Annotated in this window: 14 protein-coding genes; 5 read left to right on the top strand and 9 right to left on the bottom strand. The window is 44.1% G+C overall.

What is annotated here, in order from left to right:
• Window positions 1-234: 234 nt before the first annotated feature.
• From mpl to erpA, 5 genes are all read right to left on the bottom strand, one after another.
• Complete coding sequence (gene mpl / locus AC58CZ_RS09430; protein WP_494224209.1) at window positions 235-1,722, bottom strand: UDP-N-acetylmuramate:L-alanyl-gamma-D-glutamyl-meso-diaminopimelate ligase; 1,488 nt, start codon at window positions 1,720-1,722, stop codon at window positions 235-237.
• Window positions 1,723-1,962: 240 nt separating this feature from the next.
• Entirely contained in the window at window positions 1,963-2,607 is a 645-nt protein-coding gene (locus AC58CZ_RS09425) for a copper resistance protein NlpE N-terminal domain-containing protein (RefSeq protein ID WP_494224210.1), read from the bottom strand.
• A 449-nt stretch (window positions 2,608-3,056) separates the two neighbouring features.
• On the bottom strand, window positions 3,057-3,587 hold the full coding sequence (locus AC58CZ_RS09420; RefSeq protein WP_494224211.1) for a disulfide bond formation protein B: 531 nt from the start codon (window positions 3,585-3,587) through the stop codon (window positions 3,057-3,059).
• Window positions 3,588-3,639: 52 nt separating this feature from the next.
• Window positions 3,640-5,214 carry a glutamate--cysteine ligase gene (gene gshA, locus AC58CZ_RS09415; RefSeq protein ID WP_494224212.1) on the bottom strand — a complete coding sequence of 525 codons (1,575 nt, stop codon included), beginning with the start codon at window positions 5,212-5,214 and terminating at the stop codon, window positions 3,640-3,642.
• A gap of 314 nt (window positions 5,215-5,528) precedes the next feature.
• Window positions 5,529-5,909 carry an iron-sulfur cluster insertion protein ErpA gene (gene erpA, locus AC58CZ_RS09410; protein WP_058024722.1) on the bottom strand — a complete coding sequence of 127 codons (381 nt, stop codon included), beginning with the start codon at window positions 5,907-5,909 and terminating at the stop codon, window positions 5,529-5,531.
• A 555-nt stretch (window positions 5,910-6,464) separates the two neighbouring features.
• Between erpA and AC58CZ_RS09405 the strand changes: the two genes are divergently transcribed.
• Window positions 6,465-8,495, top strand: coding sequence for an ATP-binding cassette domain-containing protein (locus AC58CZ_RS09405; protein ID WP_494224213.1), 2,031 nt, complete (start codon window positions 6,465-6,467; stop codon window positions 8,493-8,495).
• Window positions 8,496-8,603: 108 nt separating this feature from the next.
• Here the strand turns inward: AC58CZ_RS09405 and AC58CZ_RS09400 are convergent, their stop codons facing one another.
• Entirely contained in the window at window positions 8,604-8,966 is a 363-nt protein-coding gene (locus AC58CZ_RS09400) for a septal ring lytic transglycosylase RlpA family protein (protein ID WP_058024720.1), read from the bottom strand.
• 778 nt (window positions 8,967-9,744) lie between these two features.
• On the opposite strand from AC58CZ_RS09400, the gene AC58CZ_RS09395 reads away from it, so the two are divergent.
• The 4 genes from AC58CZ_RS09395 (at window position 9,745) to AC58CZ_RS09380 (ending at window position 12,127) form a co-directional block, all read left to right on the top strand.
• Complete coding sequence (locus AC58CZ_RS09395) at window positions 9,745-10,044, top strand: Bor family protein (RefSeq protein WP_058024719.1); 300 nt, start codon at window positions 9,745-9,747, stop codon at window positions 10,042-10,044.
• A gap of 12 nt (window positions 10,045-10,056) precedes the next feature.
• Entirely contained in the window at window positions 10,057-10,350 is a 294-nt protein-coding gene (locus tag AC58CZ_RS09390; protein ID WP_494224214.1) for a Bor/Iss family lipoprotein, read from the top strand.
• Window positions 10,351-10,681: 331 nt separating this feature from the next.
• Window positions 10,682-11,710, top strand: coding sequence for a DnaJ C-terminal domain-containing protein (locus AC58CZ_RS09385; RefSeq protein ID WP_494224215.1), 1,029 nt, complete (start codon window positions 10,682-10,684; stop codon window positions 11,708-11,710).
• A gap of 93 nt (window positions 11,711-11,803) precedes the next feature.
• A complete protein-coding gene (locus tag AC58CZ_RS09380; RefSeq protein WP_494224216.1) occupies window positions 11,804-12,127 on the top strand; it encodes a chaperone modulator CbpM in 324 nt (107 codons plus the stop codon).
• 77 nt (window positions 12,128-12,204) lie between these two features.
• On the opposite strand, the gene sstT is transcribed toward AC58CZ_RS09380, so the two are convergent.
• The 3 genes from sstT to AC58CZ_RS09365 form a co-directional block, all read right to left on the bottom strand.
• Window positions 12,205-13,407: a serine/threonine transporter SstT gene (gene sstT, locus AC58CZ_RS09375; RefSeq protein WP_075105878.1), complete on the bottom strand. Its 1,203-nt coding sequence runs from the start codon at window positions 13,405-13,407 to the stop codon at window positions 12,205-12,207.
• A 319-nt stretch (window positions 13,408-13,726) separates the two neighbouring features.
• Complete coding sequence (locus AC58CZ_RS09370) at window positions 13,727-14,194, bottom strand: DNA polymerase III subunit chi (RefSeq protein WP_494224217.1); 468 nt, start codon at window positions 14,192-14,194, stop codon at window positions 13,727-13,729.
• Window positions 14,195-14,255: 61 nt separating this feature from the next.
• Window positions 14,256-15,914, bottom strand: a complete 1,659-nt coding sequence (locus tag AC58CZ_RS09365; RefSeq protein WP_494224218.1) for a leucyl aminopeptidase — start codon at window positions 15,912-15,914, stop codon at window positions 14,256-14,258.
• Between the last annotated feature and the right edge of the window lie 175 nt (window positions 15,915-16,089).

The raw sequence follows: 16,089 nt of genomic DNA, 5'->3' as shown, positions 1-16,089 counted from the left end.
GTGAGGAAAAAGTCAGATTTGCTATTACGTAGGTGCAATAGGTAAACGGAAGGTTACAAAGGTAGCCATGGTGCTAACAGAATGGCGTATCAATCATTTAGCCACGACAGAAGAATTTGATAAGGATAGGGAATTAAATAAAAAAAAGCGCAGCCCGTTTATCAGACGGCCACGCTTTTGTTTAATACTAATTTTTTAGATACTAATTTTAGGGTTTAGGGTTAAATCGATCGTTTATTTATCACGCAATGCCGTTAATAGACGCTGATGAATCCCCTCAAAACCACCGTTAGACATCACGACTATTGCATCACCTGCTTGAGCATGACTACTGATATGCTCAATAATAGTATCGACACTAGACATTACGTGCTGGTTAATGATGGAGTCACTTGTAGCCGTGGCTTGTTCGATGACTTCTCTCAAACCCCATTCCAGTCCCGCTGGCTCATACCACAATGTATAGTCAGCGAGGGCAGCTGACTCAGCCAAGCTGTCTTGGTGAATACCCATTTTCATGGTATTACTGCGCGGCTCAATAATCGCCCAAATACGTCTGCCAGCCAGTTTCTTTTTGGCACCGTCTAATGTTGTGGTAATCGCAGTAGGGTGATGGGCAAAGTCATCAAAGACTAAGACATCGTTTACATCACCGATCAACTCCATCCGGCGTTTGATACCAGCAAAAGCCGATAATGCGGCGCAAGCGGTAGAGATGCTGACACCGACATCATAAGCGGCCGCGACGGCAACCAAGGCATTATTGACGTTATGAATACCACTCATGCCCCAGTCGATGACAGCTACTTCTTTATCAGCAGCAAAGCTCACTTGAAATTGACTGCCATCTTCGCGAATGAGTTCCGCTTGCCACTCGCTATTGTTTTTAAGCGTACGGTCGTTTTTACTGGTATTAGATGCGGTCGTATCGATGACAGCAGTACGCCAGATAGGGGTCCAAACGCCTTTTGCTAACGTATCTTCTAAGCTGATTGTTGCTGCAGGCATGATAATTTTTCCAGTGCTTGGAATCATACGTACCATATGATGAAACTGCGTTTGGATCGCATTCAAATCAGCAAAAACATCGGCGTGATCAAATTCTAGGTTGTTCAAGATAGCGGTGCGCGGACGATAATGAACGAATTTTGAACGTTTATCAAAAAACGCAGAATCGTACTCATCAGCTTCAATGACAAAATAACCAGAAGGGACTGTCGTATCATCGTCAGTTTTTTCTGCCCCTAGATAGCTGCTGTGTGCAAATACCTGCTGTAAGTGCTCATCAGTGGTATTGACCAGTGGCACACCGCCAATTAAAAACCCTGTATCGATACCAGCGTAATGCAGTATCCAAGCAAGCATGGTTGTCGTTGTTGTCTTACCATGAGTACCAGCAACCGCTATCACGTGGCGCGATTGCAGCACTTGCTCTGACAAAAACTGCGGACCTGACGTGTAGCGCAGACCCGTATCTAGCATATATTCAATCACATCCATGCCACGCTTCATCGCATTACCAACAACGACCAAGTCTGGCGCTGGTTGCAAATGCTTTACGAGATAGCCTTCTTCAATAGTGACTCCCGCATTTTCAAGTTGGGTAGACATAGGAGGATATACGTTGGTATCTGAGCCAGTAACGGTATGCCCAAGTTCACGCGCTAATAATGCCAGCGAGCCCATAAAAGTACCACAAATACCAAGAATATGAATATGCATAGACGTTCCGTAAGAGCTTGAATAAGTGAAATAGAGAGAGTAAAAATAAAGTTTTGGGTGCTGAGCTGTTATCAATTGTAACTAACGTTTTAATCAGTCATTGCCATGGCAGTAGTCTGGCAGACAAGCGATCATTGTAAAGTAAACGCTGGTCGATGACCAACAAAAAACGCCTAACAAGTAGGCGTTATCTAGCTGATAAATGCTGTCTTATTTGGCAGCATACCAAGCACTGGCTGTCTATTTACGTGACAACGTATAGTCATTATTTAGGTTTTTTTGCTCATCTATCAAAATCAGATGATTGTCTTGAATATAATAAGACTCAATATGTTTGTCTTCATATACAATGGTAATTTTGTCTTTATCTTGACGATAGACGCCAGACTCAAGTAACGGTGCGCGCTGTTGTTCAGCATCGTGATGGGTGCTGGATTTTAGTACAGAGCCATCAGAAAATAGGTTCAAAGTGACATCGATACTATCGCAGTCTTCACAAGGCACCATACCGCCATAATCACCTATTAGCGTGGCTTGTAGCGCACTACTGTTCGATTCTGAGTGTATAGTAGAAGGGTGCATATGCCCCTCATTACTGGATTGAGCAGCAGCAATAAGTGATTGCCCTTCTGTAGATTCATTCAAACTGTCATCAGAATTTGACTCAGACATACTGTTGCTTTCTATCTCTTCTGATGTGCTCTGCGGAGCAGACTCTGCTGATGCGTCGACAAATGAAGCTTTAGTCCTCATGTCTTGATCAGAATTCGAGGAGGCACTATCACAGCCTATCAATAGCACACAGAGTGGCACCGCTAATAAGGACGGTCCCCAGCGTCTAATGACAGTAGATGTGGTAGAGCAAATAGGTGCAAGATATATCATGGTCATACCAAAACAGTTTTTTAAATAGTGTGTCTAAAAATCACCCATGCTATCGGTAACATTAAGCAAATATCGTTACCAAAAAGGCGAGACAATGGGTCGTATAAAATTTGCAATAATATAAATATTGGAATTTGAGAGCGTATCTGGTCTTTAAGATATAGACAATTTATCGCTCAAAAGCGACGGAGCTCTCATAACTGCTCACTGAAACTACCCACTAAAAAAATAGGCTGTCTAAAGGTATCAAAGGGTTACAGATATATCTGTGGACTTTTTGTTGTGTTCAATATGCTTGGTATAGCAAAGTAGGCTTTGTCGGTTTGTCTAACATAGGTAATAAGAGAGGTTTAACAGTCGCAGATAATAAAACAGACATTGCATAGCAGAGTATGAATGTCTGTTTAGAAAGAAGTGATAACGGTAAAATATAAAATGATTTTAATGAACTATCGAGCGATAGACTGATTGGTGATAGGTCGCACGATACGCCACAATATGACCCCGTGCGCCACAAGAAGTACGCTAAATAGGATCAGTGATAGCTCAGGGATACTGAGTCCTACAAAGGTCCAGTCGATAGAAGCACATTCGCCAGAGCCTGCAAACACTTCTTTGAATACTTGCAAAATAGGTAGGGTATCGAGCCAGTAGTCCAAACCTGGGCCGCACGACGGTACTTGATCAGCAGGGAGGTGCTGTAGCCAGACATGGCGCATAGCAACCGCCGTAGACCAGCCTATCCCTGCCAAACTGCCCAGCCATAAGATCAATCTTACGACTTTGGATTTAGGGTTGAATAATGCTGATATCAGCGCAAAACTGCCCATCACTATCAGACCAATACGCTGAAAAATACAGAGCGGGCAGGGCAAAAGTCCTAGGTGACGCTGTAAATAAAACAGCGCAAAGCTCATGCCTATTACGGCCATTAACACTAAAAATACTTGCAAATTACGGTAAGTGGTTAGCTGTCGCATGGTGCGTTACTCTTATGGTTTCATCTATACAGAGGTTAGGAGGCAATCAGGTCTAGCGATACTGCTGCAAAAAGTCCATAAAGTCTTCTGTCTCAGACTTTTCAATATCGGCTTGCTGCAAGATAGACTTTTCTGCCAATACTTCATATTTGGCTTGAGTGTTGGGGCTGAGCGTTTGTTGAAGCAAAGACTCGCGATGCTGCTTTGCCAGCGTAAAACCAAGCTGCCACAAGCTGCCTAAGCGCTTGCTATCAGAGTTTACTTGGGCGGAGATCGTCGACTCAGAATGTCCGGCTTTGCCTTGCATCAATGCCACTGCAGCACGGTAGTCATTGCCACCATAATGAGCATCGAGCAATGCAGCAAGTGGCTGCATACGCTCCAGATGCATCAGCATCCAGCCCTCAAGCGATTGCTCTTGACCGTTATTGATGATGTGTAAACCTTCACGGCGACCTTCGTTGACCACACGCTCTAGATTAATAGCGAGTGCTTCTTCTTCTTCAGGCAGCAAATCAGGTGAATCGCTGAATAGACAGTAGAGCGCCATCACTTCTAAAAAGCAAGCACTAGAGAGACGAATACCAACATCGCTATAAGGATCGAGATCAATAGCACGAAACTCAACATAAGCAATACCGCGACGCTCAAGCGCTTCGGTTGGTGTCTCACCACTCATCGCAATTTGCTTAGGACGGATAGGGCTATAGTATTCATTTTCTATTTGCAGAATATGATTATTGATCTGAATCGGGTTGCCATCTTCATCTTCCAGACCAAGCTTGGCAAAGCTCTCATGCGGTGTTTGGATCGCGCGGCGTAGTCCCGCGACATACTCTGGCAAATAGTTATAACGAATATCTAGCTGCTCTTGCACGCTATTGGTGTAGCCAAGCTTACCCATACGCAGACTGGTGGCAGTCGGTTTATAGTAGGTTGAGTCGTTCAATAGCTCTAAGTCATGCTCACGCCCAGCAACAAAACAAGGACATACGCTTGGACTTGCACCCAGTAAATACAACACAATGCTGGTCAGTCGCTTAAAGTTGCGAATAAGCCCTAGGTATTTCTCGTTTTTGAATTCTGTTAGCGTCTGCTCTTGTGCCGTTGGGGTTTGCGCTTGCCACGTTTCAAAGAGCGTGTCACCAAAAGATAGATTGTAATGTAACCCTGCGATGGTCTGCATGCGGCGACCATAGCGGATACCCAAACCACTGCGATAAAGGGTTTTTAGCTTACCTGTATTAGAGCTACCATAATCAGCCAGTGGAATATCTTCATCTTTAGAAGACAACATACAAGGCATAGATAGTGGCCACATCAGCTCGCCGTCAGGCATGCCATGATACACCAATACATGCAATTGACGCAGCATATTGAGTGTCTCTTTTGGCGAAGCTTTTGGTTCGGTGATAAGCTCAAGTAGGCTTTCTGAATAATCGGTAGTAATAAAAGGATGGGTCAATTTTGATCCGAGTTTGGCTGGATGCGGCGTCTGTGCCAAAAAACCATCAGGCCTCACGCGCAGCCCTTCTTTTTCGATACCGCGGAGCATACCCGTTAAATGCTGGCTGTCAAACCAATTGGGAATGTCAAAATTAACAAAGCTACTCGCAAAATTACTCATAATAGTCATCTATTGTTATTCATTATGGCGGATCAAAGCACGATGGGCGTTTGTCCATAAAAGGGTTAAATGTTCGGTCAATAATCCCGTCAGTTTAGCTCAAAGCCGTGGTTAAAACCACGAACAATTACAAATACGATAAGCTTTGGGCGAGCCGAATAATCTAGATTTGACTTAATATTTTAAGTCAAATTCGTTGGCCAAAAAAAGCATCTACCCAAGAGATAGATGCTTTGACAGTCATGCTATAAGCCATCAAACACAGTGCCAACGCACCATGGCATCATCCATACAGTCATGGCGTTGTCGTCATTTTAAATAGAAAATGACGAGCCACAGCCGCAAGTGGTGGTGGCATTGGGGTTGGTCACGACAAAACGGGCGCCTTCTAACCCTTCAGTGTAGTCAACGGTAGAGCCTTGCAAATATTGATAGCTTAGCGAGTCAACAACCAAGGTTACATCACCATTATCAAAATTGGCATCGTCTTCATTTAAGTCGTTGGCAAAGTTAAAGCCATAAGAAAAACCTGAACAGCCGCCGCCCGTCACATAGACGCGTAGCATCAGTTCGCTATCACCTTCTTCTTCGCGCAGACGGCGTACTTTTTGTGCCGCACTGTCGGTTAGGCTTAATACCGTAGGATCTACTGGCTGATTTGAGCTTGGATTAAATTGGTTGGCTGATTCGTTCATATCTACCTCAGTTGCTAGGATCAAATGCGGTCGTCGTCCTGTTTGGGTTTGCAACAAAATGATTGCAAATAAAGATACGCACGGCGTTTGATTTAATTGGGTGCTGTCGTTATGGCAAAGCTATTGATGCATTATAAGCTGTTTGTGCAATATCAATACGGTGTTTGTGCTATCACAACACTTTATTGATGATGAGCACTTATCTTTAGCAGTATATCATAATGGGGGTATTCATTCGCTTGTCAAGAGTCATCGTCCTCACCAGAACTGATGAATCAAAACTTTTATAGCTATCAAGGCTATACTCATTATTTGTGCGAGAGTATATGGCTGCCAAAGGTCTTATGATAGTCATTCGTATCGATAGGCTGACAAGGATTATATAATCTAGGGTCATTGGCATAAATACTTAATTTTAAAACACTTCGTTTTGAAATAGTTATTTAATTGTTTGCCTATGTGGCAAGCGTTTGAAATAATAGCCGCCAGTTGGCATACCCTATGTGTGTTTCTTATTGCCCTATATTTATATTATTGCTGAGATGAAGAAATTATATGATCGAATTTAAAGACGTTGGTGTTCGCCGTGATGGTCGTGAATTGTTTGCAGGTGCAAGCTTTCAGCTACATCCAGGTCATAAAGTTGGCTTAACAGGCAACAACGGCACCGGCAAATCGACTTTATTTGCCTTATTGTTGACGCAAATGGGCAAGGGCGATACCGAGGTCACGCTCGATAAAGGTGAGGTCAGTATTCCTGATAGCTGGCATGTCGCGCATATGGCGCAGGAAGTTGGAGCCAGTGATCAGACGGCAATTGATTACGTGTTGAGCGGTGATGAGCAATGGTATGAGATCAATGCAGCGCTCAATGACTTAAGTAGCGTCAGTGATGAGCAAATTGGGGTGTTGCATCAGCAGTTCGATGAAATCGATGGCTACCGTACGCCGACCAAAGCGGCACAAATCATGGCAGGCCTTGGGTTTAACACCAGTCAGCACGAGCTGCCTGTCTCAGGGTTTTCAGGTGGCTGGCGCATGCGTTTGAATCTTGCCAAAACCTTGATGAGCCGCGCTGATCTGATGCTACTCGATGAGCCGACCAACCATTTAGACTTAGACGCCATTCTCTGGCTTGAGACTTGGATCAATGCTTATACTGGACTGGTCATCGTCATCTCGCATGACCAAGCGTTTTTGGATGCTACCGTCGGTCATATCTTGCACGTCGAACAACAAAAAATAACCCTTTATACGGGTAATTATCAACAGTTCATTCGCACCCGTCACGAGCGCATGACGCAGCAGCAGCAAGCGTTTGAGAAGCAAGAAGCGACCAAGGCACATCTGGATGATTTCATTCGTCGTTTCCGTGCCAAAGCCAGTAAAGCCAAGCAAGCCCAAAGCCGTATCAAGCAGTTAGAGCGCATGTCGGAGCTCTCACCAATGATGGCTGACAACCCATTCTCTTTTCGCTTTTATGAACCGGCAAACATGAGCTCACCGCTGATTGAGCTGACCCATGCAGATATTGGCTATAGCGAGACGCCGCTACTGCGTGATGCCAATGTGCAAGTGACGCCGGATACGCGTATTGGCCTATTGGGCATGAATGGCGCAGGTAAATCCACACTTATTAAGGCATTGGTCGGCGAGCTGAAAATTTTGTCAGGTACTTACCGCGTGTCCGATACCCTTAAGCTTGGCTACTTTAACCAGCATCAAATGGATATCTTGGATGCCAAAGCCACGCCGATAGAAATGCTTCGCCGCCTAGCAGGCAAGACCTCTGATGCCGTGTTACGCTCATTTTTGGGCAGCTTTGATTTTCGCGGAGATCGTATTGACACCCCTAGTGAGCTGTTTTCTGGTGGTGAGCGTGCGCGCTTGACCTTAGCGTTGATCGTCTGGCAACGTCCAAATGTCCTTGTCCTCGATGAGCCAACCAACCATTTGGACTTACAAATGCGCCAAGCATTGACCATTGCCTTGCAAGGGTTTCAGGGCGCGGTGGTATTGGTGTCGCATGATCGTGAGCTAATTGCCAATGTCTGTGATGAGCTGTATCTGGTTCATGATGGTCAAATCGATGAGTTTGATGGTGACATCAGTGACTACGGCAAATGGCTGGCAGAAAAGCGTAAGCAAGAAAACGCATCAGACAAAAGTACCAGCAAGAAGAAAAGTAAAAAAGAGAGCAAAAAATTCGTTTCACGTGAAACAGGCAATAGCCAAGTGACCAATCAAGTGAGCAATACAGCACCTGATAATTCATCAAAAAGTAACACTGCGACCCCAGCGCTTAGTAAAGAAGAACAACGCAAATTAGCCGCTGAACAGCGTAAGCGCACTGCACCTATCCGCCGAGAGATTGAAGAGACTGAAAAAGCACTTGCCAAGATTGAAGGGCAGCTTGCAACGCTTGAGGAAAAGCTAGCTGATACCAAGTTGTACGAAGAAAGCCGTAAGGCGGACTTACTGGTCTTACTCAATGAGCAAACCGCGCTAAAGCAGGAGCATAGCGATGAGGAAGAAAATTTATTGCTATCGATGACGACGTTAGAAGAAATGGAAGCGGAGTTTTAGTAGCAAGTTATATGAGATTTGGCTGTTAAGCGATTTTCGTCGTAAGTAATCAAACATAAAAAAGGGAGGGCATCAGCCCTCCCTTTTTTTACATCGTTTTTTGCAACATTATTCTTTACGGTATTTACCATCACCGTAAGACAATACTTTCATTGTGGTCGTACAGAGCTGGCAATCGATTTGACTAGCAGCAGCTTTCGATAAATCAAGAATACGGCCTCGAATATAGGGGCCTCGGTCTGTGATTTTGACCACGACACTTTTTTTTGTTTTTTGGTTGGTCACTTGAACTTTTGTGCCAAACGGTAACGTGCGATGGGCAGCGGTTAGTGAGTTCATGTTAAAGATACTACCACTTGCAGTGCGTTTACCATGAAACTTGCTGCCGTAATAACTGGTATTGGCCGCAAAAACTGTGGTACTCAGTAATAGTGATAACGTGACAACCAAAGACTTAATTAAATATGACATTCATGACCTATAAGCAATTTATGAAATAGACAGCGATGCTTGCCTATGTTGTCATACCCCTATGAGTATGAATAAGGAGGGGATTTTACAAGATATAGATTGTCAAACTATTACAGCCGTGTAAAAAACTCACGAGGTCAAATACTTGTTTTTTAAGGGAAAAATATCATTTTTGACTAAAAATAATGGAAGGATGAGTACCGAGCATAGGCTTATAGAGAATAATTCTTATTAAGAAGTCAACAAGAGAGCAGAAAACGGATAACAAAATGCAAATAAGTGATATATAAATACGAATACTATCGATATAGTAAGTTTTGACCGCAAAAAGCCTACCGAAAACAGTCTGTTTTATTGTAATAAAAGCTTTCTATTTTATTACTAGACTGTAAAAACCAAAATTGTTGATTGCTTTAGGCTGTTTGAGAAAATTGGTCATATCGTATGGCGAGTCATCGAGAAAAACATGGAGGTGCATGGCTGTTAAAAAACAGAGGTTGGAATATTTCAGTAAATATAAACAACAATCATTGAGTAAAAAATACGGTCTAATCACTTTTAGTAATCATTAGGCGGCTTTATTTTTGTCTTTATCTTATATTTTTCAATTTTCATTACATCAATAAAAGTCAGTGATATAAAGCATTCTAGGGAGTCATCTAGAACAATATTTACTATAGAGATATATTTCTATAAGTTTTCTTACAAAACAGTTGCATAAAAGAGACTTTAAGTTTAGAATTTTCGACCCAACAAATATTAACTAATGGAGTCACGTATGAAAAAAGTTGTTGCTGTGGCATTGCTCGCTGTTTTGACATCAGGATGTGCGACGCAAAACTATCTTGTGTCTTCATCGACTGCACCGACAGCCGCTACGAAGGCTGATGCTGATAAAATGCAGACTTTCTTTGTCAGCGGTTTGGGTCAAGAGCAAGACATTGATGCGGCCGAAGTTTGCCAAGGCAAAGAGAATGTGGCTAGTATCCAAACGCAAAGCAACTTTATCAATATTGCGCTAGGTTTTATATCCTCAGGTATCTATACCCCACGCCAAGTCCGTGTTTACTGCAAGTAAGGAATAATGAATATGAAAAAACTACTAACAATGGCAGTGATGGGTTCAGTATTATTGGTATCAGGTTGTGCAACCCAAACAGGTCTTATTCAACCAACTCAAAATACCACTCCAGAATATACTAAGTCACAGACCTTCTTTATTGGCGGTATTGGGCAAGAACAGACTGTAAACGCTGCTGAAGTATGCGGCAGCGCACAAAATGTTGCCAAAGTTCAAACAGTACAAGAAGCCAAAGACATCGCACTAGGTTTGGTCACTTTTGGCATTTATACTCCTCGTACGGCTAAAGTTTTCTGTCGATAAGAGACGCTATCAATACCTCACATCATTTATTTTGACCATTAATTGATCGATGTGGAGCGTTGTATCTTAGAGCCGTTAAAAAAAGAGCAAACAGTCACTGTTTGCTCTTTTTTTTGTGGTGAGTATTGGTCATCAGTGATGACAGAGATGCTGCAATGAATTGGTAAAATTACTGGTAATATTTTTATAACGGTGTTTATTTTGATTATTGCTATCATAAAGTATGGACTATAAAAAATGACTATACCGAACACTAATATTGATCGATATGATCCATTCTACAGTTGGCATTTCGGTATGACTGATATGTTTTTATGTTGAGGAAAATAACATGGCAGAAAAAAATTACTATGACATTTTAGGGGTCAAAAAAGACGCCACAGACGCCGAGATCAAAAAAAAATACCGTAAGCTTGTGCGTCAATTCCATCCTGATGTCAGTGATGATCCAGACGCGGATAGTAAGATTGCTGAGATTAATAACGCTTATGAAACCATTAGAGATAAAGATAAGCGTGCCGAATACGATGCGATGTTGGACAACCCGTTCGCTGGACAAGGTGGTGCAGGCGGGTTTGGTGGTTTTGGCGGTCAGGCGGGAGCGTCGCAAGGCGGTTTTCGCTGGGAGGATATCAAAGGCCAGTTCGGCGATGGCGAAGCATTTGGCGATGGCGGCTTTCGTTTCGATGATATTTTTTCAGCGTTTGGTCGCGGGGCGCGTGGTTCAGCCAGTGGTCAGGCCGGTGGTCGCTCTCAAAGCCAAGGGTTTGACCCTTTCGGTGGCGGTTTTGGGACGCAAGATAGTAAAGGTCAGGACCAGCATGCCGAGATTACAGTCGATCTGTCTTCAGTCTATCAAGGGGACGATTACAGCATCAAGTTAAACGTTCCTGTGCGTCAGCCTAATGGCGAGGTGAGCTACGACAACAAAACGCTCAAAATTAAAATTCCAAAAGGCATTACCGATGGCAAGCAAATTCGCTTGAGCGGGCAAGGTGCTGCTGGCAGTAGTAATGGCAAAAATGGCGATTTGTTCTTAAAAGTAAAAATCCGCCATGATGACAATATCCGTATAGAAGGTGCAGACGTTTACCAGACTGTCAATATCGCACCATGGGAAGCCGCATTGGGTGAAAAAATTAATGTCAGCACGCCAGCTGGCACGCTTGGTGTGACCATACCCAAAAACAGTAAGTCTGGTAGCAATCTGCGTCTAAAGGGCAAAGGTATCCCTGCCAAGCAAGCGGGCGATTTATACTTGACCTTAAATATCATTAACCCTGATGTCAGTAGCGATGCGGCAAGACAGGCTTATGAGCAGCTCAAGCAAGCCTTTGCCGACACCACTATCAACCGTTAATCCATGCGCTTGATGGTCGACATTCATCATTATAGTTAGCCATAGAGATGAATGCACCAAGGATGAAATAAAGAGAAAACGAGGATAATAGCTATGAAACACTCGCCTGAATTTACCGATATCATTATGAGCTTAGATGAGCTTGTCTCTGCTTGTGGCCAAGAGCGCCAATGGGTCATCGAATTGATTGCAGAAAGTATTATTGAATACGATGTGCCAGAACGTGAGCAATTCACTGGCTATCAGCTGACAACCGTGCGCCGTGCCTCACGACTCAGCCGTGATTTTGATGCCAGCGTGCCTGCCATTGGGTTGATACTTGAGCTGTTAGATGAGGTTGAGCAGCTGCGTCAATTCAAACGTCAGTCTGAGCGCCAAACGCCTATCATAGAGGTTGAGATCGACAGTATAAAGTAGTTAAGACCTAAAAATACCGCATAAAAAAAGGCCTTTATTAGGCCTTTTTTTATCGACAGAAAATGCTTTGCTAAAAATTAACGTGAATAAGTAGGATCAGCTGCTGCGGTAAATAATACATCAGTTGACGAGTTCAGAGCCGTCTCTGCCGAATCCTGAATCACACCGATGATAAACCCAATGGCAACCACTTGCATGGCGATGTCGTTCGGGATGCTAAACAAGCTTGCTGCCAAAGGAATGAGCAGCAACGAACCACCAGCAACACCAGAAGCACCGCAAGCACTAATCGTCGCCACCAAACTCAATAGGAGCGCTGAAGCAAAAGACACCTCAATGCCCAAGGTGTGAGCGGCAGCAAGGGTTAACACGTTGATGGTAATCGCCGCACCCGCCATGTTGATAGTTGCTCCTAGCGGGATGGTCACTGAGTAAGTATCTTCGTGCAATCCAAGCTTACGCGCTAGGTTCATATTCACAGGAATATTGGCAGCCGAACTGCGCGTAAAGAAGGCTGTAATTCCTGATTCGCGTAGACATCTGAACACAAGTGGATAAGGGTTTTTGCCCGTCTTAACAAGCACGATAATAGGGTTTGCGACCAAAGCGATAAACAGCATACAGCTGATCAGTACCATCAAAATACGGGCATAGCCTGCTAGCGAGGCAAAACCAGTTTCAGCGACCGTACTGGCAACCAGACCCAAAATACCAAAAGGCGCTAGGGCAATAATCCACTTGACCACTTGCGAGATGGCATCGGCAAAGTCACCAACGACATTGCGGGCTGTGTCGCTGGCTTGGCGTAGCGCAAAACCAATGATGATGGCCCATGCCAAGATACCGATATAATTGGCTTCTGCAATGGCATTGACCGGATTGGCAACCAAATTCATCAATAGGTTGGTCAATACTTCTTTTAGGTCGGCGGGGGGAACTTGCGCGATATCGGCGTTGACCAATACCAGATCAGTGGGGAACAAAAAGCTGGCACCAACGGCAGTTAAGGCAGCCAAAAAAGTGCCAAACATATACATGATCAGCACAGGCTTGACATAGACTTCATTGCCACTGCGATGCTGGCTAATCGCCGCCATGACCAAAATGAACACCAGTATAGGCGCCACGGCTTTTAGTGCACCAACAAACAATGTACCAAGTAGCCCTATGGCGATACCGATACTTGGTGCTAGCCAACCGATCAGCACCCCTAATACCAAACCAATAATAATGAGCGGCACCAGCCCAATACGCTGATACATCGCAATCAATGAACGCATTTGTACATCCTCGACATCTGTCAAAAGTAAATGAATTGTTTGAGCAAAAATTTATCGAGGGATGGTAGCATTTTTTGGCATATTCGCATACCACTCATAGCAGTGGAGGCGACGTCTAAAGTGAAAGGTAACAGGCAAAATATAACGAGTGTGCTCAAATGTGGAGCAAGTATGGACGAATATTCATTAGCGCAAATGCTTGGTCAGTCGGACATTAGAAATAGCGACATACCCAGTGATGCCTAAGATAGGGAGTGTGCTTTTTAGTAAGACAGTGAAGGGGTTAGTGACAAAGTAAAGAGAGAAATAAATGGTCGCACTATACCCTAAAGTGGGTCAACTCATAGCCTAATTGCTGATAGGCTTTATATTTGTGGCGACCTTCTTGGGTACTGGTAGCATCAGGTCGGATTAGCTCAAGGACGCGAGAGGGCTTGGCGTTATTGGTCGTAGCCATAAAGCCAGTCACCGGACGTGTCGTTGTATTGAGCACGATACCATTAAAGTCTGCTGGCATATGATTGCCAAGTAGCACGGGGGCGGTAGAATGATGAGCGTTAGAGTCAGAACCTGTAGACTCAATATCTGACAAGCAGTGATGCGGGATAAAGCTCGTGGCATCTTGTGCCCAAAGTGCTCTATCTAGCTCTGCTAGCAACGTTTCATCTTCGATCAAAATCAGCAAGGACTGCGTGCTTTTGTTCAGTGCTGTCTGAGTCAACTGACAAATAAAGCCCAAGAAATCTTGGGCTTTACTCTCACTTAATACATAAAAACTGATCTTCATAGAATGGTTTTCATAAAGTGTTTTTTATAAAATATTTAATCAATCGGCTGTCATTGCTCGATTAAGCCATATCCGCGCTGTTTTTTAGGTACTGCATAAATAGCGGTACTGGACGACCAGTCGCGGCTTTGTCTTTGCCTGAGTTCCATGCGGTACCAGCAATGTCTAAATGCGCCCATGCCTGACCTTCTTCAATGAAGCGAGACAAGAAGCAAGCGGCAGTCACTGCGCCCGCACCTTTACCACCGATGTTTTGGATATCAGCAATTGGCGAGTCAATCAGTGCTTGATACTCGTCGTCTAGTGGCATGTGCCAGATAAGATCACCTGATAAGTTGCTCGCATTCTCGAGATCAAACAATACATCTTCATCGTTACTAAAGACTGCCGAACGCACATGGCCTAATGCAACCACGCAGGCACCCGTCAATGTGGCGACATCGATGATGGCTTTTGGGTTATAGCGCTGTACATAGCATAAAGTATCAGCCAGTACCAAGCGACCTTCGGCATCGGTGTTCAGAATTTCAACAGATTTACCATTCATGGCTTTGACAATATCGCCTGGGCGCGTGGCATCACCTGATGGCATGTTCTCAGCACAGGCGAGCGCACCGACCACGTTGATTGGTAGACGTGCTTCACATAAAGCTTTGATAGTACCAAGTACTGAGGCTGAACCACCCATGTCAAACTTCATCTCATCCATTGCCGCGCCTGGCTTGATTGAGATACCGCCTGAATCAAAGGTCACGCCTTTACCGACCAGGACGATAGGCGCATCATCATTTTTAACTTGTGCATTATTGTCGCTAGCTTTGTCGGCTTTCTTAGCGGATTTTTTGGTTGGTAGTTTATCAGTGAGCGCTTTTTTTAGACCAGTCACTTTTGCATTGCTAATCGTTTGCTCGGTGGTGCCAGCGTTTGCACTAAATGAGGATTTACCGCGGTACTCCATGATGACAAGCTGACCTTCTTTGGTAGAGCCTTGCGCCACTGATAAGAAACAGTTCATACCCAGCGCTGACATCTCGTCTTCACCGAGTACCTTGACAGTCAATAGGTCAGGATAGGTTTTTGCAAGTTCTTGTGCTTGCTCTGCCATATATGCAGGGAAGCAGATATTGCCCGGCTCATTGGCGACGTCACGAGTGAGGCTTTGACCGGCGAATACTGCCTCAGCAAATGCGAGTGCAGGCTGTAGTGAGTTATCAGCTAACAGATAAATGTCAGTCAATACAGGCGTTGCTTGCTCAGATTTATATTTGTCAAAGCGATAGCTGGCTGCCAATAGGTTTAGGGCAAATTGACCAAAATGGCTTTCTTCTAGCGCATCACCTAAGGCAACGGTAATAGACGATACACGCTTTTGCGTGCTGCTAAAGATGGTCTTGGCAATTTTTTGCAGTACGGTATTGCTGAATTTGTCCGTGTTACCGACACCAACCAACAATAGCTGTACAGGGTTTTGTTTGGTGGTTTTTTTATCCCCTGCCAATGCATAATCAGCAACGGTCTCACAGGCTGTGCCCTTAAAATGAGAGACTTCAATCAATTGCTCAATACGAGCGGTATAGTCTGTCAGCATGGAGTTGGCAAGGATGTTTTTTTTGTCATCGACCAAGACCACCAGACAAGCGTCGTCTTTACTTTTGGCTTCTTTTTTGAGGATTTTTTGCGTATGCGTCTTTGGCAGGTGCTGAGATAATTTGATATTCATATAGTTATCCTTATTAGAGTTATGAAAATGATGCAATTGCTGGTGCCTGTTAGATTATTGGATTATTTGGCTTGTAGAGCAATCACGATAGTGTAGCATATTGCGATGATGGTGCGCAGTTTGCACCGTTTAGGTAAAATGTCGGAACCGTTTTACTTGATCAGTGGTTAGGGAT

This window comes from Psychrobacter sp. CR212, from assembly GCF_059693765.1.
The sequence above is the reverse complement of the archived record's forward strand: the minus strand, read 5'-3'. Positions and strand labels throughout refer to the sequence as shown.

Coding starts and splice junctions, on each gene's coding strand:
- mpl (WP_494224209.1), bottom strand. CDS start 1,722: ATGCATATTCATATTCTTGGTATTTGTGGTACTTTTATGGGCTCGCTG.
- AC58CZ_RS09425 (WP_494224210.1), bottom strand. CDS start 2,607: ATGATATATCTTGCACCTATTTGCTCTACCACATCTACTGTCATTAGA.
- AC58CZ_RS09420 (WP_494224211.1), bottom strand. CDS start 3,587: ATGCGACAGCTAACCACTTACCGTAATTTGCAAGTATTTTTAGTGTTA.
- gshA (WP_494224212.1), bottom strand. CDS start 5,214: ATGAGTAATTTTGCGAGTAGCTTTGTTAATTTTGACATTCCCAATTGG.
- erpA (WP_058024722.1), bottom strand. CDS start 5,909: ATGAACGAATCAGCCAACCAATTTAATCCAAGCTCAAATCAGCCAGTA.
- AC58CZ_RS09405 (WP_494224213.1), top strand. CDS start 6,465: ATGATCGAATTTAAAGACGTTGGTGTTCGCCGTGATGGTCGTGAATTG.
- AC58CZ_RS09400 (WP_058024720.1), bottom strand. CDS start 8,966: ATGTCATATTTAATTAAGTCTTTGGTTGTCACGTTATCACTATTACTG.
- AC58CZ_RS09395 (WP_058024719.1), top strand. CDS start 9,745: ATGAAAAAAGTTGTTGCTGTGGCATTGCTCGCTGTTTTGACATCAGGA.
- AC58CZ_RS09390 (WP_494224214.1), top strand. CDS start 10,057: ATGAAAAAACTACTAACAATGGCAGTGATGGGTTCAGTATTATTGGTA.
- AC58CZ_RS09385 (WP_494224215.1), top strand. CDS start 10,682: ATGGCAGAAAAAAATTACTATGACATTTTAGGGGTCAAAAAAGACGCC.
- AC58CZ_RS09380 (WP_494224216.1), top strand. CDS start 11,804: ATGAAACACTCGCCTGAATTTACCGATATCATTATGAGCTTAGATGAG.
- sstT (WP_075105878.1), bottom strand. CDS start 13,407: ATGCGTTCATTGATTGCGATGTATCAGCGTATTGGGCTGGTGCCGCTC.
- AC58CZ_RS09370 (WP_494224217.1), bottom strand. CDS start 14,194: ATGAAGATCAGTTTTTATGTATTAAGTGAGAGTAAAGCCCAAGATTTC.
- AC58CZ_RS09365 (WP_494224218.1), bottom strand. CDS start 15,914: ATGAATATCAAATTATCTCAGCACCTGCCAAAGACGCATACGCAAAAA.